Origin of the sequence: Halolamina pelagica, assembly GCF_001307315.1 — an archaeon.
In the GTDB taxonomy this organism is placed as follows: Archaea; Halobacteriota; Halobacteria; order Halobacteriales; family Haloferacaceae; genus Halolamina; species Halolamina pelagica_B.
Genome location: NZ_LGUC01000001.1, coordinates 966,163 through 988,344, shown reverse-complemented (window position 1 = coordinate 988,344; position 22,182 = coordinate 966,163). Strand labels below are relative to the sequence as shown.

Genomic DNA, 22,182 nt, shown 5'->3' with positions numbered 1-22,182 from the left:
ATAGTCATACCGGAGGGATACCCAGGGATACGCAAAAACGCACCGTTCGAGGGTTGGTGCCGACAGCGTCGTGACTGGCCGGTGAGAACGGGGCTGGCTCGAAGAACGCCGGGTCGCGCTACCCGTCGTCGCCGGCCGTCTCGGGCCCGATCGTGGGTTTACGGAGGTTCCGGCGACCGCCGAGGGTGAGCACGTACAGCACGCCGAGACCGATGCCGTACGCCCCCATCAGCGGCACCGTGATCATGATCATCGTGAGCGCGTCCGCCGGCGTCAGCAGCGCGGCGACGAGCATCATGCCGATCATCACCTCCCGCCAGCGGGTCCGCATCGCGGTGTAGGAGATCCCCGCGGTGTTCAGAAGCGCCATCAACACCGGGATGTCGGCGAGGATACCGATGCCGGCGGTCGTGAAGAAGATCAGCCAGAAGAAGTCGGTGATCCGGTAGCTGATCGTCATGTTCGCCGCCAGCGCGTCCTCGACGAGGTAGGAGATGACCCGCGGCGCCACCTCGAAGTAGCCGAACACCAGCCCGCCGAGCAGCCCGCCGGTCAGGAGCGCGGCCCAGCCGAAGATGACCTCGCGGCGCCCGCGGACGAACCCCCGGTCGCGCAGCGCCGGCCACGCGAAGTAGGCGATCATCGGCAGCACGGCGACGACGCCCAGCAGCGCCGAGAACTTCACCTCGAACACCAGCGCCTCGACGGGATGGAGCGCGATCACTTTCGACGCCTCCATCGCCGTCTGCCCCGGCTGGAGCACCTCCCCAGGCACCCGAGAGAGGAAGTCGGCGTACACGTCCTTGATCCCGCCCGTGTAGAGCCAGAAGAACGAGCCGGCCATCACGACCATGAACGTGCCGACGATGTAGAACAGCCCCGAGGTGACGGAGCCGAGGATGAACTGGATGTCCTTGTAGTAGCCGCCGATGTCGTCCTCGTCGGTGTCGTCGGCGAACTCGTCGAGGAACGTGCTGCCGGCGCGCTGTGTGCGGTCGCCCATGCTGCCGGGGTCGGGCTCGTCCTCCTCGGCTTCGGTCTCGGCAGCCGCCTGGGCGTCGTCGAATCGATCGAGGATCAGGCGCGCCCGCTCGTCGTCGTCGGCCGCAAGCGCGCTGTTGGCGTAGAAGTTCGCCGCCTGCTCGCTCAGCGCCTGGAACGTCGCCGGCGGGGCGCGCTCGAGCTCGTCGGTCGAGAGCTGGCCGACGTTGACCGCAGTCGGGTCGGTGCCCGCGAAGTAACACGCGAGGAGGACGTAGACGCCGACGAGCACGGCGACGACTGCGAGCACCCCCGCGGCCGCGATGCCGGCGGCGACGAGCGTCGAGTAGCCGAACGCGGGAAGCGAGAGCTCGAACCCCGCCTGTCGGAGTAGGTCGTTCACCGCGGCGGTGTAGCCGAGTGCGGCGTAGGCCAGCCCGAACAGTACGACCGCGAGGACGGCGAGTGGCTGGCCCTGTTTGCGGGCGCGCTGGCCCCAGTCGACCCACTCGCGACCGCGCTGGATCGCCTCGAGCGGGTTGGCCGGCGTGAACAGCGGCTCGGCCTCGTGTCGTGGCGGTTCGGGCTCGTCCGCGGCGGGTTCGTTGGCCTCGTCGTAGCGGTCGAGGATGGCCTGTGCCTTCCCGTGGTAGCCGTCGTCGATGGCCCGCTGGGCGGCTTCGAGCGCTTGGGGCTCGTCCATCGTCTCGAACGCCTGGATCGGCGCCGCGCGCACGCCCTCCTCGTCGAGTGCGTCGAGATCGATCCCCGTCGGATCGCCCATCTCGGCGCCGGGGTCGACGGCGCCCTCGAGTTCGCGGTAAGCGAACAGCAGCAGGCCGACGACGGCGAAGCCGATGCCGACGACGAGACCCACCAACACGACGTTTCCGGTGGCCGAGAGCGAGGTGAGGCTGCCGACTGTGGGGGCACGGTAGCTGCTGCCGATCGCCTCGAGGCCGGCGTTGATCGCGTCGCGGCCGCCGGCGTTGGCGTAGAGCCACGCGACGGCGACGCCGGCGACGACGAGCGCGGCGGCCTCGTTCCAGTTCCGCCGGAGGACGCCGCCGATCGTGAGCCGTTCGCTGCCGCGCTTCATCGTGACCGCGAACTTCGCGAGGTAGAGGCTGAACCCGTACAGCACCAACAGCGGCGCCGCCCACATGATCTGGGTGAACGGGTCCGGCGGCGAGAACACGGCGCCGAAGACGAAGATGGCGACGACGGCGTAGCGCCACTTGTCACGGAACTGCTCGTAGGGGACGATCCCGGTGTAGGACAGTCCGGTGATCGCCAGCGGCATCTGGGCCGCCAGCCCGAAGGAGAACGTCAGCAGCAGGACGAACTGGGTCCAGAGCACGATGGACCAGTGGGGGCGAAGCCGGCGGCCGCCGCGTTGCCGGCGAGGAAGTTGAACATGATCGGGAAAAAGAGGAGGTAGCCGTACGCCATTCCGCCCATGAACAGGAGGAACGAGAGCGCGACGATGGGGAGTGCCTTCCACAGCGGGATCGGCATCTCCGGCCAGCGACCGCGCTCTTTCAGCGCGTCACGGGAGAAGTAGAGGAGCACCGGTGCGGCGGCGATCAGCCCCACGACGAGCGAGATCTTCGCCTGGAGCAGGATCACGTCGAACGGGGTCTGGGCGATGATGTCGAACTGCGAGACCAGCTCCGCGGGCATCCGCTGGGTGGTGACGCCTTTGAGCCACTCCCAGATACCCCCGCGGAGGGCCATGAACATCCCCATGAAGGCGATGACGAAGACCACGAACACCTTCTGGAGGTCTTTCTGGGCGGAGCGAAGCATCGCCCCCGCAGTCTCCCGACCCTCGGCGATGGCGCGCTGGGTATCGTCGTCGAGCGCGCTGGACATAGCGAGAAGGAGCCACTTCGGCGTTATCAACCTTTTCACCTCGCGGGCGGGCGATCCGAAAAGGCCTATAAGAACGCGTGAGCGATACCGACCCATATGGCCGAGGAACCGGACGACGAGGGTGGACGCGAGCCGTCCGACTCGTCGGCGCCCGGTTCCGACGAGGAACGGGAGTCGGAACCCACGGAGTCCCACGACGATTCGACTGACGAGGAACCGAGCGAGGACGAGCCGACGACGGCCGACGCCGACGACGCCGAGGGGGACCAGTCCGACGGCGCCGACGACGCCGACGACGCCGAGGGGACGACCTCGCCGACGAGGACGGGGCGGAGTCGAGCGACGAGACCGCGCCAGCGTTCACTGACGTGGAGGGGCTCGGCCCCGACTCGGGTGACGAGCCGGCCGACGAACCGGGCGACACTGCCGACGCGTCAGACGAAGCCGGGGACGAGGGGTCCGAAGACGACGGCGAGTACATGTTCGAGGATTACGACCCCAACGAGCCGCCCGCGGCGGCCGCCGAGCACGGCGCGCGCCCGCCGTCGAGCGACGGCGAGGCCGGCCCCACCGACATCGATCGCTCGCCGGGCGGTGATGTGGACCGCTCGGCGGGTGGCGACGTCGACGACGGGCTGTTGGGTGACGGCCCCGACTCGGACGAGGAGATGCCGCTTGCGGCCCACATCGAGGAGATGATGAAGCGGCTCTCGGTGGTGTTCATCGTCGGCGGCACCGTCGCCTTGACGCTGCTGGGGCTTGGCCAACTGTTCCCGCAGGTCCCGACAGCGGTGGACATCATCGACGCGCTCTGGAACAACGCGATCCCCGGCGCGCCGGAGATCGAGGGCCGGCGCCCGCGAGTGTACGGGCCGCTGGAACTGCTGCTCACCAAGCTGAAGGTGACCGCGCTGGCTGGCCTGCTGGTCGCACTCCCCGTGTTCGTCTACGAGACGTACATGTTCATGCGCCCGGGGCTGTTCCCGAAGGAGCGGCGGTACTACATCGCCGCGATCCCACCAGTCTGGTGCTCGGGACGATCGGGATGGCGTTCTCCCACTTCGTGATCATCCCGGCGATCATGCGCTACTTCACGGTGTACACCGACGAGAACGTCGCCACCGTCGCCTACGGGCTGGAGAGCACGTTTTCGCTGATCATCGTCCTCATGGGCTACATGGCGGTGATCTTCCAGATCCCGCTGTTCATCATGCTCGCGATCATGATGGGGATCGTTACCCGGCAGTGGCTGGAGGACAAGCGCCTGCTGTTCTGGGGCGGGTTCCTCACCATCGCGTTCCTGGTCAACCCCGACCCCACGGGGATGACGCCGTTCATCATCGCGGCGACAATGATCGTGCTGTACGAGGGGACGCTGGCGCTGCTGCGCTGGACCGGGAACTGACCGGTCGGTCGCGGGTCCTTTCGACCACGAACGCCTCACAGTCGCCGCTCCGTCCGTCGTCGCCGCCGAGGTAGTCGCTGCGTCGCCGAGGTGACTACCCTGCTGCCACCTCCTTTCTGCCCTGACCGTTAAGACCGCCATCGTGGGCTCGACGCGGGGCCCCTCGCTTGTGGAGCCGTCGTCGGTAGCCGGCTCTGGACGCGCCCGTGCTTCAGGAGCGCCGTCAGCGTGGTGGCCTGTATCGACGAGGGACGGCGACGGCTGCGCCACTGCCGGCTCCGAACACCGGGGCCCATCGACGCCGTCCGATGGTGAGCCCACCCACAGGCTGATTCACGGCCCACTGGCTGACTGACGAGCCGCTGGCTCAGGGAGCGGAGCGCACGAAAGAAGCGCCGCCGAAAACGCTACTGCGGCGTCGGCTCGGAGCCGCCCGCCGGGGTGGTCACGTCGGAGCTCTCCAGCGCCGAGCCGGTGATGCTCTTCAGTCGGCTGACGAGGGAGTCCTTCTCGCCCTCGCCCTCCAGCGCCACCTCGAGCACCTCGGAGATGTGCGAGACCGGAATGATCTCGATCATCTCCTTGTACTCGTCCTCGATCATCACGTCCTGCTCGTTGGCCTTCGGGATGATCACGCGGTCACAGCCGGCCTTCGCGGCTGCCTCGATCTTGTGGGTCACGCCGCCGACGGGGAGCACGTCGCCCCGCACCGACAGCGAGCCCGTCATCGCGAGGCTCTGGTCGACGCCGATGTCCTCCAGCGCGGAGATCACCGCCGTCGCGACCGTGATCGACGCCGAGTCGCCGTCGACGCCCTGCTGGCCGGTCTGGATGAACTGGATGTGGATGTCCTTGTCCGAGATCTGCTCGTCGGTGTACTTCTTGATGATCGCCGAGACGTTCTGCACCGACTCCTCGGCCATCTCCTTGAGCTGGCCGGTGGCGATCACCTGCCCACCCATCCCCTGGGAGGGGGTGATCTCCGCCATCACCGGCAGCATGATCCCGGAGTCCTGGCCCATCACCGCGAGGCCGTTGACGCGGCCGACCTGGTGGCCCTCCGAGACCTGCAGTTCGTAGTCCTTCCGGCGCTCGATGTAGTCGTCGGCGAGCTGCTGCTCGATCGAGCGGCTACGACCCTTGGCTTCGAGCACGTGCTCGCGCGTGGTCGACTCCGCGTTCTCGCCGCGGGCGATGTCGCCCGCCACGCGAACCAACCCACCCAGCGAACGGAGTTCGAGCGTGAGGTGGTCCTTCCGACCGGCGCGGCGTCGGGCTTCGAGGATGACCTCCTCGACGGCGTCGTCGGTGAAGTGGGGCAGGCGGCCGTCGTTCTCGACCTCCTGGGCCACGAAGCGCGCGTACTTCCGGCGCATCTCCGGGCTGTCGCGGATGGTGTCGTCCATGTACACCTCGTACCCGTAGCCGCGGATGCGGTTCCGGAGCGCGGGGTGCATGTTCTCCATCGCGTCCATGTTCCCGGCCGCGACCATCACGAAGTCGGTCGGGACGGGCTCGGTCTGGACCATCGCGCCCGAGGAGCGCTCGGACTGGCCCGTGATCCCGAACGCACCCTCCTGAATCGCGGTCATGAGGTGCTGCTGGGAGCGCACGTCGAGCGTGTTGATCTCGTCGATGAACAGCACGCCCTTGTTCGCCTTGTGGATGGCGCCGGCCTCGACGCGGTCGTGGCTCGGCGTCTCCATCCCGCCGGACTGGAACGGGTCGTGGCGCACGTCGCCCAGCAGCGCACCGGCGTGGGCGCCCGTGGCGTCCTCGAACGGCGCCGTCTTCGTGTCCGCGTTGTTGACCAGCAGGTTCGGAATCATCGCGTCGCTGCCACGCGAGGCGTACTTGAACCCGATGTAGATCAGCACCGCGCCGATCACGGCGAGGATCGGGTTCCCCATCGCCAGGATCGCGTAGCCGGCGACGACCGCGATCACGATCCACATCAGGAGGCTCCGGAGCTGATCGCGCTTCTGGGCCTCCTCCTTGTGGGCGTCGATGATCTGTTCGCCCTTGCCGGCGGGGACGGTCCGGACTTTCGGCTCGTTGCCGTCGTCGGGGTTGTGGTAGACCAGCACGTCCTGCAGCTCCTCTTTGGGGAGGAGCTCCGCCATCGCTTTCGCGAGCATCGACTTCCCCGTCCCGGGGGAGCCGATCATCATCACGTGGCGGCGCTGCTTGGCCGCCTTCATCACGACGTCTCGGGCGTGCTCCTGCCCGATCACCTGATCGACCAGCCGATCCGGGACCTCGATCTCGGCCGTCGAGTCGATCCGGAGACCACCGAGCAGGTCGTCCTTCCCGATCTCCTCGTCGTCGGCGATCTCGGCGTCGAACTCCACCTCGCTCCCGAGGTCGTCGATACTGGGAGCCTCGTCCTCGTCCGCCTCGCGGGGCTGCTGCTCCGCGGGCCGGTCGGGCTGTTCGTCGGGGTCACCCTCTCGGGTGCCCGACCCGTTGAGCGGGAAGGGCTCTTCCTCCCCCTCGTCGGGCACGTCGGTATCCTCCGTTTCGTTGCTCATAGAACGCTTTCGCTACCCCAAACGAGGCTCGCGCGCCTGATATACTTTCCCCCATCACAGACGACGGTTCGAACGTCGTGAATGGCGTTCTTGAGGCCTCTATCTGGCGATATCGGTAGTGGGGGTAGCCTCCTGTGCTTATAAAGGACTCCGACAGGCGACTCGCCGTTTTTATTCCCTCCGAGAGCGAAGCCGCGATCATGCGGGGGTTCTACATCGGTCGATTCCAGCCGTACCACGACGGACACCACCAGATGGTGGCCGAGATCGCCGACGAAGTCGACGAACTCGTGGTCGGCATCGGCTCCGCGGGCGACTCCCACACCACACGGAACCCCTTCACCGCGGGTGAGCGGGTGATGATGGTGACGAAGGCGTTGAAGACGCTCGACATCCCCACGTACGTCGTCCCGATCGAAGACCTCGAACGCAACGCGGTGTGGGTCGGGCACGTCCGGTCGATGACGCCCAAGTTCGACGTTGCCTACTCCAACAACCCGCTCGTCGTCCGGCTGTTCACGGAGGCCGGCGTCGACGTGCGCCAGTCGCCGATGTTCCAGCGCGACGTGCTCGAGGGGACGGAGATCCGCGAACGCCTCGTCAACGGCGGCGACTGGGAGTCGCTCGTCCCCGACGCCGTCGTCGAGACGATCCACGAGGTCGACGGCGTCGAGCGCATCAAACAGGTCTCCGAAACCGACTCCAACTCGGGGTAATGGTCGAGGCGGGGCTCGCCTTCGAGGCGATGAACGCGATCGGACTGGTCGCGTTCGCCGCCGTCGGCGCGCTCAAGGGGAGCGACGCCGACCTCGACCTGTTCGGCGTCGCCGTCCTCGGCTTCCTTACGGCGCTCGGGGGCGGCACCATCCGCGACCTGCTGGTCGGGCGGGTTCCCACGTCGCTCCAGTCGAACACGGAGGTGCTCATCGCGGCGGCGGGCATCACCCTCGCGGTCGTCCTCGCCACGCGCGTCCGCGGCGACTTGATGGAGAGCCCGGCGGTCCTCCTCCCCGACGCGATCGGCCTCGCGGCCTTCGCCGCCACCGGCGCCGCCGTCGGCGTCGAAACCGGGCTCTCGCCCTTCGGCGTGGTCGTCACCGCGACGCTGACCGGCGTCGGCGGCGGCAGCCTCTCCGATCTCCTCTTAGCCCGCGTTCCGGCCGTCCTGCGCGAGGACTTCTACGCGACGCCGGCCGTCGTCGGCGGCGCCGTCGTTCCACCGGCGGTCGCGCTCGGCCTCCCGCTCGGGGCGACGACGCTGCTCGCCGCCGGCGTCGTGCTTGCGCTCCGTCTCGGCGCCCTGCGGTACGGCTGGCGGCTCCCGACGGTGTGAGCCGACCGAACGCCTATCCCTCGTCGCCGCCAGCCGCGGGTATGGATCTCGACGCGTTCGACCACGAGTCACACATGCGCGACGCGCTCGACTGTGCCCGCGAGGCTACCGCCCGCGGCGACGACCCGTTCGGCTCCGTGCTGGTGAAAGACGACGAGGTGGTGATGACCGCCGGCAACCGGATCGAGACCGAGAACGACCTCCGGGCCCACCCCGAACTCACGCTCGCGAAACGGGCCGCGGCCGAGCGCGACGACGCCGACGAACTGGTGATGTACACCTCGACGGAGCCCTGCCCGATGTGTGCCGGCGGTATCGACATCGCCGGCCTCCGGGCGGTCGTCTACAGCGTCTCGGGCGAGCGCGCCGCAGCCATCCACGGTACCGAGCCGTTGCTCTCCTCGACTGAGGTGTTCGACATGGGCCGCAGCGACGTGCGGGTGATCCCGGACGTGCTGAAAGCCGAGGGGGAGAAACTCCACGACGCACACCGCTGAGCGGCCCGAGCGCTACTCCCGTCGCGTCGCCCGCTCGACGACCCTGCGGACCAGCGCCTCGAAGTCGGCCTCGTCGGGCACCACGTCGACCTCGATACCCGCATCGCGAGCCGTCTCGGCGGGGCTCTCGGCGATGGCGCCGACGACGGCGTCGTTCAGCCCCGCGAGCGCGTGGTCGCTGATCCCGCGCTCCTCGGCCGCCGTCAGGAACCCCTCGACAGTCGCCGAGGAGGTGAACGCCGCGCCGTCCAGCCGCCCTTCGGCGGCCAACTCGGCCGACTCGCCGGCGTCCTCGGGACGGTGCAGCCGGTAGAGCGTCGTCTCGCTCACCACGGCGCCCGCCGCGCGCAGCCCCTCGGGCATGTTCGCGCTCGCCCGATCCGAGCGCGCGAGCGCGACGGTCTTCCCGGCCACGTCGTCCTCGAGTTCCGCCACCATCCCCGCGGAGTCGTACTGCTCCGGGACGCGATCGACGGTCCAGCCGGCCGCCTCGGCGGCGTCAGCCGTCGAGGGGCCGATACAACACAGCGTCGCGTCGCCGGGCGCCCAGCCCGCGTCGGCGAGGATGTCGACGCCCGTCGACGACGTGAGCACGACGAACTCCGCGTCCGGCGGCGTCTCGCCGGTCGGCTCGACCGTCAACATCGGGTCCGGCACCGGCTCGGCGCCGAGCTCGTCGAGGAGGGCGGCGGCGTCGTCGATGCGCTCGTCGTCCGGGCGGAAGACGGCGACGCGCGGGCGAGCCATTACTCGTCGGCTGCGGCCGCGATCAGGTCGGCCGCGCCACGCTCGGCGAGATCGGCGGCGAACGACTCGGCGGCGACGACGTGAGTCTCGATCGGCAGGTCGCGACTCTCCGCGACCACTTCGGTGCCGTCGGTCGAGAGCACCTGGGCGCGGACGGTGACGGTGTCGCCCTGGACCGTCGCGTGGACGCCCAGCGGGGCGACACAGCCACCGCCGAGTTCGGCGAGCACGGTCCGCTCGACGGTGACGGCGACGCGGGTCGGCGCGTGGTCGAGCTTCTGGCGGAGTCGCGAGACTGTGTCCTCGTCGCGTGCCGTGACGGCGATGGCGCCCTGAGCGGGCGAGGGGACGAACTCGTCCATCGGGAGGCGACTCGTCCCGATCTTGTGGCGCAGGCCGCTGCGTTCGAGCCCCGCCTCGGCGAGCACGAGCGCGTCGTACTCGTGGTCGTACTCCTGGCCGAGCGCGCCGCGTTCGAGCTCGGAGAGGCCGTCGAACCACTCCTCGACGGTCTCGTCGAACCCGTCGTCGGCGTCGTCGGGCTCGTCGAGATCCTCGTTCTCGTCGTCGAGGACGCCCTCGGGGTCGATGTTGTACTCCCGCATCTCCTTGCTCTCGGCCGCCTCCTCGGTGTCCATCCGGCGCTCGTGTTCGCGCTGGAGTTCGGGGGCGAGCAGCTTCTCGATCCGGGTGTCGACGTTCCCGCGCAGCGGCCGCACGTCGAGATCCGGCCGGGCGTGGAGCAGTTGGGCGGTCCGGCGCAGCGACGAGGTGCCGACGACGGCACCCTCGTGGAGGTCGTCGAGTGAGCTGCCGTCTTTCGTCACCAGGAGGTCGCCCGCGGCGGCGCGCTCGGGGACGGCGGCGACGACCATCCCCTCGGCGAACTCCGTGGGCATGTCCTTCATCGAGTGGACCGCGGCGTCGCAGTCGCCGTCGACGACCTCCTGATCCAGCGCGTGGACGAACGCGCCGATCCGACCCAGGTCGGCGATCAGTTCGTCCTGGATCCGGTCGCCCTCGGTTTCGATCTCGACCAGTTCCACGGGCCGGCGCCGGGTCCCGACCCGTTCCTGGACGAACGCGGCCTGTCGCATGGCGAGGTCGGACCCGCGCGTGGCGAGGCGGAGGGTCCTGTCGGTGCTCATAGCCGGAACTGGGCGACCGGTGGGGAAAAGGGGTGCGTTCGCCGCCGAACACCGACCGCGACGAAACGCTGATACGGCTCGTACACGAACGTATACGCATGCCGACCAAGAGCGTCCGCCTCGATGTCGACCTGTACGAGCGAGTGATGGCCCGTAAGCGTGAGGGTGAGACCGTCTCCGAGACCGTCGACCGGCTCATCGACGACGTTTCGCTGCTCGACCTCGCCGAGGGCGGGGAGTACGATGAGGAACGCGCCGCTGAGCGGAAAGCTGCTCTCGAACGCACTGCCGACGCTGACGAGGTCTCACTGACCGATCTCACGGAGCGGGAGACGTGATTCTGGATACGAACTTCCTGATCGACATCGACGCCAACCGACCCGAAGCAATCGAGAAAGCCCGAGAGATCGAGGAGCAAGGGCTCCCCCGACGAGTCCCGCACGTCGTCCTCTTCGAACTGTGGACGGCCGTCGGCAAGGGCTCCGAAACGGAACCCAATCGACGGAAGTTCGAACGTGTACTCGACGGGCTGCCACGGGCGGAGACGACGGACGCGATCGTGAAGCAGGCTGGCGAGATCGAAGGCCGGGTACAGGCAGCCGACCCGAACGATAGCGGCGTCGGCGCCGCAGACGCAGTAATCGCCGCGACAGCAGTACACGTCGGGGAGCCTGTCGTTACCGACGATGGTGACTTCCGACGCCGGATCAAGGAGCAGGCCGGCGTGGACGGGCTGAAGATCGAAGAGTACGCCTAGAGCGCCTCGCGGTACGCCGCGAGCGTCTCCTCGACGTCTTCTTCGGTGTGGCCGTAGGAGACGAACTGCGACTCGAACTGGTTCTGGGAGAGGAAGATCCCCTGCTCCTTCATCGCCGGCCAGAAGCGCCGGCGCCAGCGGTCGGTTTCCACGGCGGCCACGTCGGCGCCGGTTTTCGGGCAGTAGTCGAACCGCGGGCAGCTCTCGTCCTGCTGACAGCCGCCCGAACAGGTGTCCGAAACGTCCGCCGGCCCCTCCCGGGTGAAGATCAGCTTGAACATCGAGTCGGTGCCCGCGACGGTGTACGCCGGCGCCTGCTCGCGGACGATCTCGGTCAGCCCGCTCCGGAGCTTCTCGCCGAGGCTGTTGACGTGCTCGTACACGTCGTTCTCGGCGGCGAAGCGCAGCGTCTCGAGGCCGGCGGCCATCGTCACGGGGTGGCCCGAGAACGTCCCGGCCTGGAACACGTCGCCGGAGGGGGTGAACTGGCTGATGATCTCGGACTTGCCGCCGATGGCGCCGACGGGGAACCCGCCGCCGATGATCTTCCCGAACGTGGTCACGTCCGGGTCGATGTCGAACTTCGACTGGGCGCAGCCGAGGCCGCCGACGCGGAAGCCGGTGATCACCTCGTCCCAGATCAGCAGCGAGCCGTAGTCGTCACAGAGGTCCCGCAGCGTCTCGTGGTAGCCGTCGACGGGGTGGACGATCCCCTTGTTCGCGAGGATCGGCTCGACGAGCACCGCCGCGATGTCGTCGCCGTGTTTCTCGAACGCCTCGGTCGCGGCTTCGGGGTCGTTGAACGGCACCGGGATCGTGTGCTCGGCGAACTCGGCCGGGATCCCGGCGGTGGAGGGCCCCCGCTCGTCCACGTCGCCCTCGACCAGGGTGGAGTCGTTGGCGCCGTGGTAGGAGCCTTGCATCACGACGATCTTGTTCCGGCCCGTGTAGCCGCGGGCGAGCCGCGTCGCCGACACCGTCGCCTCGGTGCCGGAGTTGACGAACCGCAGCATCTCCACGCTCGGGACGTGCCGGGCGACGAACTCGGCGTGCTCGACCTCGATCTCGGTCGGCATGCCGTACATCGGGCCGGCGCTGGCGTGGCGCTGGATCTCGGACTGTACCTGTTCGGGCAGGTCGTGGCCCAGCAGCAGCGGGCCCAGCCCCATCACCCAGTCGACGTAGCGGTTGCCGTCGGCGTCGATCAGGTGGCCTCCCTCCCCGTGGTCGGCGAATGGCGGGTACGGCTCGATCGCCGCCCGCACCGAGGAGTTGACGCCGCCGGGCAGCACCGACAGCGCACGGTCGTAGAGGTCGCCAGAGCGCTCGTGGTTCATGTACTAGGGGTCGGGTCGGCCGGCGAAAGAAGCTAACGGGTTCGGCGGGCCAGGCCGGGTTCGGACGGCAGGCGCCCGGACGGGAACCGCGGCCGCTCAGGCCGGCGGCAGCCGCAGCGTGACGACGGCGCCGCCCGACTCCGGGGCGCCGAAGTCGAGCCGGCCGTTCGCGGCGTCGACGACCGCCTGCGCGATCCACAGCCCCAGCCCGGAGCCGTGGGTGAGCTGGGTGATCTCGCTGTCGCCGGTGACGATCTGGTACTCCGCTTCGGGGATCCCGGGGCCGTCGTCGCGGATCTCGACGGCGATCCAGTCGTCCTCACGGACAGCCCGGACCGAGACGGTGGGCTCGTCGGCGCCGTGAACGACGCCGTTCTCGACCAGTTCTCGCAGCGCGTCCGGGAGTGCCGGGTCGGAGTGGACCGCCAGCCCCTCGGGCACGTCGACGGAGAGCTCCGCCGCGGGATGTTCCTCGGCGACCGCGCGCACCGCTGCCGTGGCGTCCTCGCGGACCGAGCGATCCTCCAACTGCTGGCCGCGGCGTTCGTAGATGCTCATCACCGTGTCGGCCTCGTTCGCGAGTTCGCCGACGGTCTCGACGTGGCGCGTGAGCGTCTCGGCGGAAGCGGCGACCGATTCGTCGTCGGCCGTCGCGGCGATGTGCTCGGCGTGGCCCAGCATCACCGTCGCCTCGTTTCGGAGGTTGTGCCGGAGGACGCGGTTCAACACCGCCAGCTTCCGGCGCTCGGCCGCCAGTTCCTCGGCTCGGATACGTCGGGCGTCGTAGACGCCGATGATCACGTGGGCCGCGGCGCCGATCGCCAGCAGGTTCGCGATCGTGAACGTCTGATCGACGGGTGCGGCGCCGGCGTTGCGCTGGTAGGCGAACAGCCCGACCATCACGGCGCCGAGCACGACGATTCCGAGCACGTTCCAGATCGCGATCCGGATCGCGTTGCGGTTGCTGAAGTTGCTGTGGTAGAGGCTGTATCCCGCCGCGACGAGGCCGGTCGAGACGACGGTCCCGAGCAGCGACAGCACCGTCCCGACCGGCTCGATCGGCCACGTCAGCAGCACCGTGACGTTCGGGATCAGCAGCACGACTCCCGTCAGCACGACGATCGCGCTCGCGACGGCTCGCACCGTTCCACGGTCCGGCTCCCGGTCGGACTCGACCGCCGGGTTGAACCCGACCTCCCGAAGGATCGCGTCGACGATACCCCCTGTGCCCCCGGTTTCGGTCATAGCGGGTCGTGGCCCACTGGCCGCATCAAGCTACCGACGCCGTCACAACGAACGGGATAAGGCCCTCCCGGCGCCAGTTCCGGGCATGACCGAGTACTTCGAGGTGCACGGGCGCGACGGCGCCGCCCGCCTCGGCGAACTCCGCCTCGCCGACCCCGTCACGACGCCGGCGACGGTTGACGATCACGTCGAGGACGCCGGCTCGCTGTGGGCTCAGGAGCGCGAACTCCCCGCGGGCGCCGAGGACCGCCTCACCGTGCTCCCCCACCGCGCGTTCCCGCCGGGCACCCGCGAGCCCGTCCGGGAGTCGTTCCGCGTCGACCACCCGGACATCGACGCCCCGAGCGCGGCCGTCGTCTCCAGCGAGGAGGCCCGCGACGTGGGTGCGGACGCCTACCTCCTCTCGGACGCCAACGGGTTCGTCGGCCACGCGTCGGCGTTCAAGGACGCGATCGTCCGCACCCGCGAGGCGATCCCCGCCGACACCGCGCTCTACCTCTCGGGCGTCGCGACGCCCCGGAACGTCGCCACGCTCGTCTACGCCGGCGTCGACCTCGTCGACGCGAAGAAGGCGAAAGTTCGCGGCGCGGAGGGGTTCTATCTCACCAGCGAGGGGAGCGCTTCCTCGAGGACCTGCGGGAGCTTCCCTGCTCCTGTTCGGCCTGCCAGCAGCCGATCGAGGAGTTCGGCCCGCGTGACTGCGCCGAGCACAACGTGAACGCACTGCGGACCGAACTCCGCGTGGTGCGCGAACGGATCCGCGAGGGGCGCCTCCGGGACTACATCGAGGGGCAGGCCCGCCACGAGCAGTGGCTCACCGCCGCGTTCCGGGAGTTCGACCAGCAGTACGCCTACGTCGAGGAGCGCACCCCCGTGGTCCGGGACAGCGAGCTCGCCGCCGCCAGCGGCGACAGCATCCGGCGGCCGGAGATCCAGCGCTTCGCCGAGCGCGTGACCGAGCGCTACGAAACCGAGTTCGACGGCCCGCTCGTGTTGGTGCCCTGTTCGGCGACGAAGCCCTACAGCGAGTCCCAGAGCCACCGGCAGTTCCACGACGCGATCCAGTGGCGCGGCCACCTCGCGTCGATGACCTCGCCCATCGGCGTCGTGCCCCAGGAACTGGAGCTCACCTACCCCGCCCAGCAGTACGATACCGTCGTCACCGGCCGCTGGAGCGCCGACGAGAAGGAGTTCGTCTCGACAGTCCTCCGGCGCTACCTGGAACGGAACGAGTACGACCGCGTCATCGCCCACGTCCCGCCGGGCGGCTACACCGACATCTGCGAGACCGTCGAGGCCGCCGTCGACGCCGAGTTCGAGTACACCGTCGCCGACCACCCGACGACCGACGAGTCCCTCGCCGCCCTCTCCAGCGCGCTGGAGGGCGAAGAAGCCTACCAGAAGCGGACCCGGGAGCACCGGATCGTCCGGGCGATGGCCGACTACCAGCTCGGCGAGGGCGCCGGCGCGGCGCTGTTCCCGAGCGACGAGATCCAGACCACCAGTCGCTACCCCAAGATCCAGGTCCGCGACACCGAGGGCGAGCAGTTGGCGACGATGGTGCCCAACTACGGCGTGCTCTCGTTCACGACCGCCGGCGCCCGGAAGTGGGCCGAGAGCGACGCGCCGAGCAAGGTCGTCGAGATCGACGAGTTCGTCCCGCACGGCAGCGTGCTCGCGCCGGGCGTCGTCGACGCCGACGACTCGATCCGCACCGGCGACGAGGTGATCGTCTCCGGCCCGAAGGCGTTCGGCGTCGGCCGGGCATCGATGTTCGGCGCGGAGATGCAGGAGTCGACGCGGGGGATCGCGGTCGAGACGCGGCACGTGGACGAGCTGTAGCGATGCCGTCGCGGTAGACTTTTCAACAATCCTTCCTGTCCTTTCGTCATGGTCCCCCTCAAATCGGTTCCCGGGATCGCCCTCGTGCTCGTGGTTACGCTCGGGCTCGCGGCGCTCACCGCAGTGCTCTCCCTCGGCGCGCTCCCCGCGGTCATCACTATCGTGGGGTGGTTCCTCGTCGCCCCGGTGCTGGCGATCCTCACGTACTACGATGACGGGAGCGACGCTCCCGCCGGAAACGACGACCCCGTGGCGACGCTCAGGGATCGCTACGCACGCGGTGAACTGACCGAATCCGAGTTCGAGCGTCGGCTGGATCGGCTCCTGGAGACCGAACGAGCCGAGCGCTCCGCAGTCGACGACGGGAACGCTGGTGCGGCCGGGGAGCGAGACCGCGAGCGCGTCAGGGAGCGCTAACGGACGGAGCCACACGATCTCTCGGTCCGACCCCGGACGCGGTTCATCGCTTCCGGAGTGTCCGTCGCTCTCCCGACCGAGGCTGACCACGAGACCGGCGGCTGCTTGAATTCATGACGTGGCAGCGCGGAAATTTAAGAAACGTTGACTATTAGCTTTGACTATTGTGTACTCATGCCCAAAACCAGTCCGGGGACTCCTCCGGGTCGCGATCGAGGCCGAAACACGATGCGACCCACCACGCGAGTCGCAGACAGCCACACCGGGGGCTCCGGTAACCATGCTCGAAAAGTTCATCGAGGAGGTCGAACGCCGTCAGAAGCGGTTCGTCGTCTACAGCGACGAGGCGGTCGACGTCGCCGACCAGTTGGCCACGCGGAACGTGACAGTCGAACGTCGGGATCTCCCGTCGACCGACCCGGAGCCGTTCGTGGAGATCTACGACGGCGAGCGGTTCCTCGGGGGATCGACCTGGACGATCTGCAAGTGTTGTTGGAACCACCGATCGTCCGCCCCAGCGACCCCGAAGACGTCGGCGAAGCCTACCGTGCGTTACTGGAAGTACTCGACGGGACTGTGTTCGCGACGCTCGACCGGCAACAGCTCCAGGCGACCAGCCGGGAGTTCGAAAGCCGGGCCTGGCAGGTCGGTCGGGGGACGCTTCGAGTCGGGTTCCAGTCGCTGTCGGCGTTCGAGCCCCAGACTGAGGCGTATCAGCGCCTGGGGGCGGAGACTGACCTCGACATCCACGTGTACGGCCAACCGGACTGGTCGCCCCCGACCATCCCGAACGTGACCTACCACCGCGACACGGCGGGGACGCTCGCGCCGTACTGGTTCATGGCCTTCGACGGCGGGACCGAAGAGAGCCAGCGGTGTGCGTTGGTCGCACGGGAACACGACGACGGCTACCGAGGGTTCTGGACCTACGACCCGTCGTTGGTCGGCGACATCCTGGATACGCTCGAGGGGGCGTAACCGCGCCTTGCGGGAGCGGCAACGGGACCGCGACCGACCAGTGGCGGGCGTTCAGCCCTCCGTTTCCGGCAAGTCACGGGTGCGACCCGTACGGACGGCGAAGTTCTAGCAGCAAAGCCACTGCCGAAACGGCGAAGGTCACGGAGCGAGAGACACGGACGATGGCACGCGTCGAGACGAGCGGGCGACTCCACTTCGGCTTCGGCAACCTCTCGCTGGCACACGACCGCCTCTACGGGGCGCTGGGCGTCGCGATCGACCAGCCGCGGCTGGTCGTCGAGGCGACGACGGCCGAGACGGTGCAGTGCGCCGACGACGCGGCCGCGGAGTACGCCGAACGCGTCTGTGAGTTGCTCTCCGTCCCGGGCGCCGCGGTGACCGTCGAGAGCCACCTCCCGAGACACGCCGGCCTCGGGAGCGGGACGCAGTTGGCGCTCGCGGTGCTGTCGGCGATCGCTCGCGCCTACGGCCGCGCGCCGGCCGCCCGCGAACGGGCGCCCGAACTCGGCCGCGGCGGGCGCTCGGGCATCGGCATCGCCGCCTTCGAGCAGGGCGGGTTCGTGCTCGACGCCGGCCACCCGTCCGCGCTGTTCACGTCCGACGCGCCCGCCGTGGGGGAGTGGGAGGTGCCGCCGGTCGCCACCCGCCACCCGATCCCGGACCACTGGCGGTTCCTCGTCGTCGTCCCCGACGCGGCCGCGGGCCGGAGCGGTGACGAGGAGGACGCCGCGATGCGCCGGGCGGTGACCGACGCCGACCCGGAGCTGGCCGACCGCGTCGCGGGCGTCGTCGTCCGTGGGGTGCTGCCCGCGATCGCCGACGGCGACGCCGCCCGCTTCGGCGACGCGGTGAGCGAGGTCGGGCGACTCAACGGCGCGTGGTACGCCGACGAGCAGGGCGGCACCTACCGGCCGCCGGTCGGGAGCCTCGTCGATTCGCTCTCGGGGTCGGCCGCGGTGTATGGCGCCGGCCAGTCGTCGTGGGGGCCGATCGTCTACGGGGTCACCGACGCTGCCCACGCCGACGCGGCGCGGGCGGCCGGCCGAGAGGCGCTCGCGGCCGCGGGCGTCGACGGCGACGTGTTCGTCGCCGAGGGTCACAACCGGGGCGCGTCGATCGACCCGTAGCGCCCGCGACACGGGAACCCTTTATACGGACGGCGAGCCCTCGAACGTGCATGGAGCGGCTACCGTTCGGCATCGCGCGCATCGACAGCATCCTCCGGGGCGGGGCGCCGCCGGGGAGCACTCTGCTCGCGGCGGGCGAGTCCGGTGCCGGGGGCCGGGAGTTCGCCCACACCGCGGCGGCGATGAACGCGCTGTACGACGCCGACCCTGACCTGTTCGACCTCTACTACGGGGATCTACCAGGCAAGTCCGCGGTGCCGTCGGAGGTTCATTACGTCTCTTTCACCGCCAACTCCGACGAGATCGCCCGCGAGATGGAGCACACGATGGCCGACGAGATCGTCGAGGCGGCGACCGATGCGATCCAGTTCCGGGATCTCTCGCCGGAGTACTTCCAGCTCTCGCCCATCCCCCGGGAGTGGTACATGGGCGAGGCCCAGACGATCGAGGACCTCGGGAAAGCCGAAGCGACCGACGACGTGCTCGGGGCGCTGGGGGATTACCTCAACGAGTACGCGGCCGGGAACCTGGTCGTGATCGACTCGGTCTCGGACCTGGTCGGCGCGATGGGCGACGAGGTGGAGTGGAACGACATCACGACGGTGATCCGCGGGCTGACGAAGGCCTCCCACACGTGGGACGGCCTGATCATCCTGCTCGTCAACAGCGACACGCTCACGCCGACGGAGATGGGCCACCTGATGGACGCCGTGGAGGGCACGTTCGAGTTCACCTGGGAGTCCGGCGGCTCCCAGCGCGCCCGGACGATGGTCGTCCGACAGTTCCGCGGCGTGCTCTCGCAGTTGGAGGCCGAGAACATCGTCCGGTTCGAGACCGAGATCCACGAGGGCGGCTTCGACGTGAGCGACGTGCGGAAGATCAGGTAGCTGGTCGACGCTCTCTCCCGTCAGTAACGCTCGTACCCGTCCGTGTCGAGGTAGTTGTGGGCCACCGTGATCGTGTGGTCGGCGTGGAGCCGTTTCGGCCCCACGCGGACCCGGCGATCGGCAGCGTCGGCCAGCAGATCCGCCTCGGCGTCACCGAAGTCGTGGTGGTCCGAGAGCACGAACAGCGGGTTTTCGGGCGGCTCGACCTCGGGGAGCGGGTCGCCGTCCTCGTGGAGTTGGACGACCGTCGCGTCCCGGGCGACGCGCTCGACCGTGTCCGCGAACCCCATGCGGTAGAGCGAGACGCCGGGGCTCGTCTCGACCGGCTGGTGGCCGATCGCCTCCCGTTTCTCCTCGAGCGCGCCGCGGATCAGGGCGGCCGTCGAGCGCTCGTCGGGGTTCAGCCGCCGCAGGGCGGCGCCGTCGAAGGAGACGGTGTACTCGTCCGACAGCACGAGGTGGACCTGTACGTCCGTCCTGAGGTCGTGTGAGAGGAAAAACGCCGAGTTGACACAGCGACACAGCACGTCGAGCCGGCCGGCGCCGCCGGCGATGTCGTCGAGCGAGAAGTCGGGCTCCGTCGGCGCGTCGTGGCCGACGACGAGGAACTGGCGCATATTTCACCCATCGGCGCTTCCGGGTGGAAGGGGTTCCGCTTCCCGGCGGGAGCCGGCGACGATCGGCCGGCTTCGGCTCCTCAGTACCCCTGTGCGTTGCCGTCCTTCCGTGGCTCGGTCGCCCCCGAGAGCGTGCCGTCCTCGTTGCGGACGATCTGGGCGCCGCCGAACAGGCCGGGGTAGAGCACCTGTACCTCGTGGCCCTTCCGGGTCAGCTTCGTCAGCAGCTCGTCGTCGGCGTCCATCCGCTCCTCGACGGCCAGCGAGCCGTCCTCGCGGTAGCGCCAGCGGGGCAGGTCGAGCGCGGCCTGCAGCGGCAGATCGTAGTCGACTATGTTCGCGATCACCTGCAGGTGGCCCTGGGGCTGCATGAAGCCGCCCATCACGCCGAAGGCCGCCCAGTCCTCCGTCTCGGGGTCGTCGGCCGCGAAGTCGGCGATCGCCGGCACCAGCGTGTGGAACGGGCGCTTGCCGGGCTCGATGCGGTTCGGGTGGTCCTCGTCGAGCGAGAACGAGGCGCCGCGGTTCTGGAGTGCGATCCCCGTATCGCCCGCGACGAGCCCGGAGCCGAAGCCGGCGAAGCGGGAGTTGATGAACGAGACGACGTTCCCCTCGCCGTCGGCGACACAGAGCAGGACCGTGTCGGCGTCCTCGGCGTTGCTCCCCTCGACGCCGAAGCTCACGTCGTGGTTGGCCTCCTCGCCGATCAGTTCGGCGCGCTTCCGGGCCCACTCTTTCGACCCGAGCGGCGGGTGGTCCTCGTACTCGGGGTCGGTGATGTAGTGGTGACCATCGGCGAAGGCGACCTTCATCGCCTCGGCGAAGTAGTGGACGCGCTCGGGCGAATCGAGGTCGTACTCGCCGGCGCCGATCTCCTCGGCGACGTTGAGCGCCTCCAGCGCGATCAGCCCCTGGTTGTTCGGCGGGAGTTCGTAGATCTCGGCGCCGTTGTACGTCGTCGACACCGGGTCGAGGAGTTCGGGCTCGAAGTCGGCGAGGTCCTCGGTCGTCATGAAGCCGCCCTTGGACTGCACCTCGTTGGCGATCTTCTCGGCGATCTCGCCCTCGTAGAACGCGTCGGCGCCCTCCTCGGCGATCGTCTCCAGCGACGCGCCGAGTTTGGGGAGCGTGACCTCCTGGCCGGTGCTCGGTGCCTCGCCGTCGAAGAGGAACGCGTCGCGGGCGTGATCGTCGGTGAACAGCTCCTCGGCGTGCTGCCACTGCGCGGAGACGACCTCCGAGACCGGGTACCCCTCGGTCGCGTAGCGGATCGCCGGCTGGAGCAGTTCCCCGAGCTCCTTGCGGCCGAACTCCTCGGCGGTCAGCTCCCAGCCCCGGGCGGTTCCGGGAACGGTGACGGCCTGCGCGCCGGTCTGGGGCATTTCCGCCTCCTCGGGGTCGATCTCCTCGTCTGACTCATCGGCGACGTCACCAGACTGCGTCTGGTTGGCTGCCGAGCTTTGCTCGGCAACGGCCTCGCGGACGTTCTCGAGCGTCGCGTCGGCGGGGGCGCCCCCGCAGGAGCGCATCGCGCCCACGTCGCCGTCGGCGGTCTTGTACAGCGCGAACACGTCGCCGCCCAGCCCGGTCGAGGTGGGCTCGACGACGTTCAACGCGGCGGCGGTCGCGACGGCGGCGTCGAACGCGTTGCCGCCGTCCTGGAGGACGGAGATCCCCGCCTGCGAGGCGAGGGGTTGGCTCGTCGCGACGACGCCCTCGGCGCCGTAGACGGTCGAACGGCGAGAAGTGAATCGGTCGAGGTCCGGCTCAGACATACGCGGGCTTGGGGAAGCGGACGCAAAAAGGGACAGGACCGGGCGGGCTCTGCCGGGGTCGGGACCCCGACCGACTGCGGGACGCCGTTCGCTACCGAACGACCGTCACCGGGCAGGGCGACCGCCGGACCACTTTCTCGGCGACGCTGCCGAGCAGCACGCGGGTCACGCCCGTCCGGCCGTGGCTGCCGATCACGATCTGGTCGATCGCTTCCTCCTCGGCGTAGTCGACGATGGCCCGCGCCGGGCGGTCGTTCACGCGGACGGTGTCGATCTCCCGCCCCTCGTCGGCGGCGGTCTCGACGGCCTCGTCGAGGATCCAGTCCGCGCGCTCGTTCGCCTGTTCGACCCACTCGCCGGGGTAGCCGCCGCCGTCCGGGCCGGGCGTCGACGCGTAGCCGGCGGCGACGGGGTCGATCGCGGTCAGGGCGACGATCTCCGCCTCGGGGAACTGCGACAGCGCGTGCTCGAGCGCGGCGTCTGCCTGTGGCGATCCATCGACGGGGACCAGCACGGTTTTCGACATGCCTCAGTGGTCGGCGCCTGGCGTCGAAAAGCTACCGGGCGGTCTCACGTGACGGGAACTCAGTCGGCCGGTGGCAGCACGCTCCGTGGTCGCCGGACGGAGCCGGCGGCAGGTCTCGCGCCGTTGGGTACAGGTCACAGAGCCACGGCTTCAAGCT

18 protein-coding genes and 3 pseudogenes are annotated in these 22,182 nt (G+C 69.3%); 11 read left to right on the top strand and 10 right to left on the bottom strand.

The features are described from left to right. Window positions 1-118 precede the first annotated feature (118 nt). A pseudogene (tatC, locus tag SY89_RS18985) lies at window positions 119-2,856 on the bottom strand (twin-arginine translocase subunit TatC). Between the two features lie 632 nt (window positions 2,857-3,488). Between tatC (SY89_RS18985) and tatC (SY89_RS19810) the strand changes: the two are divergent. Beyond that, window positions 3,489-4,261: pseudogene (gene tatC / locus SY89_RS19810) on the top strand (twin-arginine translocase subunit TatC); the annotation flags it as partial. A 407-nt stretch (window positions 4,262-4,668) separates the two neighbouring features. On the opposite strand, the gene lonB reads toward tatC (SY89_RS19810), so the two are convergent. Beyond that, complete coding sequence (gene lonB, locus SY89_RS05220; RefSeq protein ID WP_054583417.1) at window positions 4,669-6,792, bottom strand: ATP-dependent protease LonB; 2,124 nt, start codon at window positions 6,790-6,792, stop codon at window positions 4,669-4,671. Between the two features lie 200 nt (window positions 6,793-6,992). Here lonB and SY89_RS05215 point away from each other — a divergent pair, with 200 nt between their 5' ends. From SY89_RS05215 to SY89_RS05205, 3 genes are read left to right on the top strand one after another with little or no spacing between them, the layout of a single operon-like run. Next, entirely contained in the window at window positions 6,993-7,508 is a 516-nt protein-coding gene (locus SY89_RS05215; protein ID WP_054583416.1) for a nicotinamide-nucleotide adenylyltransferase, read from the top strand. Further along, on the top strand, window positions 7,508-8,125 hold the full coding sequence (locus tag SY89_RS05210; RefSeq protein WP_054583415.1) for a trimeric intracellular cation channel family protein: 618 nt from the start codon (window positions 7,508-7,510) through the stop codon (window positions 8,123-8,125). Before SY89_RS05215 ends, SY89_RS05210 begins: the two co-directional genes overlap by 1 nt. A gap of 41 nt (window positions 8,126-8,166) precedes the next feature. Continuing rightward, on the top strand, window positions 8,167-8,622 hold the full coding sequence (locus SY89_RS05205; protein WP_054583414.1) for a nucleoside deaminase: 456 nt from the start codon (window positions 8,167-8,169) through the stop codon (window positions 8,620-8,622). A gap of 12 nt (window positions 8,623-8,634) precedes the next feature. Here SY89_RS05205 and SY89_RS05200 read toward each other — a convergent pair whose 3' ends face one another. Next, window positions 8,635-9,369, bottom strand: a complete 735-nt coding sequence (locus tag SY89_RS05200; protein ID WP_054583413.1) for a uroporphyrinogen-III synthase — start codon at window positions 9,367-9,369, stop codon at window positions 8,635-8,637. After that, window positions 9,369-10,517, bottom strand: coding sequence for a hydroxymethylbilane synthase (gene hemC / locus SY89_RS05195; protein WP_054583412.1), 1,149 nt, complete (start codon window positions 10,515-10,517; stop codon window positions 9,369-9,371). Before hemC ends, SY89_RS05200 begins: the two co-directional genes overlap by 1 nt. Window positions 10,518-10,615: 98 nt before the next feature. Here hemC and SY89_RS05190 point away from each other — a divergent pair, with 98 nt between their 5' ends. After that, complete coding sequence (locus SY89_RS05190; protein ID WP_054583411.1) at window positions 10,616-10,855, top strand: hypothetical protein; 240 nt, start codon at window positions 10,616-10,618, stop codon at window positions 10,853-10,855. Next, window positions 10,852-11,274 carry a PIN domain-containing protein gene (locus tag SY89_RS05185; protein WP_054583410.1) on the top strand — a complete coding sequence of 141 codons (423 nt, stop codon included), beginning with the start codon at window positions 10,852-10,854 and terminating at the stop codon, window positions 11,272-11,274. The genes SY89_RS05190 and SY89_RS05185 overlap by 4 nt, the downstream gene beginning before the upstream one ends. On the opposite strand, the gene hemL is transcribed toward SY89_RS05185, so the two are convergent. Together hemL and SY89_RS05175 are read right to left on the bottom strand one after the other, a co-directional pair. Further along, entirely contained in the window at window positions 11,271-12,611 is a 1,341-nt protein-coding gene (hemL, locus tag SY89_RS05180) for a glutamate-1-semialdehyde 2,1-aminomutase (protein WP_054583409.1), read from the bottom strand. The genes SY89_RS05185 and hemL overlap by 4 nt on opposite strands. A gap of 96 nt (window positions 12,612-12,707) precedes the next feature. Next, window positions 12,708-13,856 (bottom strand): sensor histidine kinase, encoded by a 1,149-nt coding sequence (locus tag SY89_RS05175; protein WP_054583408.1) that lies wholly within the window; start codon window positions 13,854-13,856, stop codon window positions 12,708-12,710. An 85-nt stretch (window positions 13,857-13,941) separates the two neighbouring features. On the opposite strand from SY89_RS05175, the pseudogene arcS reads away from it, so the two are divergent. After that, window positions 13,942-15,698 (top strand): annotated as a pseudogene (gene arcS, locus SY89_RS05170) (archaeosine synthase subunit alpha). 48 nt (window positions 15,699-15,746) lie between these two features. After that, window positions 15,747-16,115 (top strand): SHOCT domain-containing protein, encoded by a 369-nt coding sequence (locus SY89_RS05165; RefSeq protein ID WP_054583407.1) that lies wholly within the window; start codon window positions 15,747-15,749, stop codon window positions 16,113-16,115. Window positions 16,116-16,287: 172 nt separating this feature from the next. Here the strand turns inward: SY89_RS05165 and SY89_RS18120 are convergent, their stop codons facing one another. Beyond that, a complete protein-coding gene (locus tag SY89_RS18120; RefSeq protein WP_054583406.1) occupies window positions 16,288-16,617 on the bottom strand; it encodes a hypothetical protein in 330 nt (109 codons plus the stop codon). Between SY89_RS18120 and SY89_RS05155 the strand changes: the two genes are divergently transcribed. The 3 genes from SY89_RS05155 (at window position 16,608) to SY89_RS05145 (ending at window position 19,107) form a co-directional block, all read left to right on the top strand. Further along, on the top strand, window positions 16,608-17,093 hold the full coding sequence (locus tag SY89_RS05155) for a DICT sensory domain-containing protein (protein ID WP_054583405.1): 486 nt from the start codon (window positions 16,608-16,610) through the stop codon (window positions 17,091-17,093). The genes SY89_RS18120 and SY89_RS05155 overlap by 10 nt on opposite strands. A gap of 161 nt (window positions 17,094-17,254) precedes the next feature. Then, entirely contained in the window at window positions 17,255-18,220 is a 966-nt protein-coding gene (locus SY89_RS05150; protein ID WP_054583404.1) for a beta-ribofuranosylaminobenzene 5'-phosphate synthase family protein, read from the top strand. Window positions 18,221-18,270: 50 nt separating this feature from the next. Then, window positions 18,271-19,107: an RAD55 family ATPase gene (locus tag SY89_RS05145; RefSeq protein ID WP_054583403.1), complete on the top strand. Its 837-nt coding sequence runs from the start codon at window positions 18,271-18,273 to the stop codon at window positions 19,105-19,107. Between the two features lie 20 nt (window positions 19,108-19,127). On the opposite strand, the gene trmY is transcribed toward SY89_RS05145, so the two are convergent. The 3 genes from trmY to SY89_RS05130 all read right to left on the bottom strand — a co-directional run bounded on the left by trmY (window position 19,128) and on the right by SY89_RS05130 (window position 22,025). After that, window positions 19,128-19,724 (bottom strand): tRNA (pseudouridine(54)-N(1))-methyltransferase TrmY, encoded by a 597-nt coding sequence (trmY, locus tag SY89_RS05140; protein WP_054583402.1) that lies wholly within the window; start codon window positions 19,722-19,724, stop codon window positions 19,128-19,130. Between the two features lie 80 nt (window positions 19,725-19,804). Further along, window positions 19,805-21,499, bottom strand: coding sequence for a gamma-glutamyltransferase (gene ggt, locus SY89_RS05135; RefSeq protein WP_054583401.1), 1,695 nt, complete (start codon window positions 21,497-21,499; stop codon window positions 19,805-19,807). A gap of 91 nt (window positions 21,500-21,590) precedes the next feature. After that, window positions 21,591-22,025, bottom strand: coding sequence for a universal stress protein (locus tag SY89_RS05130; protein ID WP_054583400.1), 435 nt, complete (start codon window positions 22,023-22,025; stop codon window positions 21,591-21,593). Window positions 22,026-22,182: the final 157 nt, after the last annotated feature.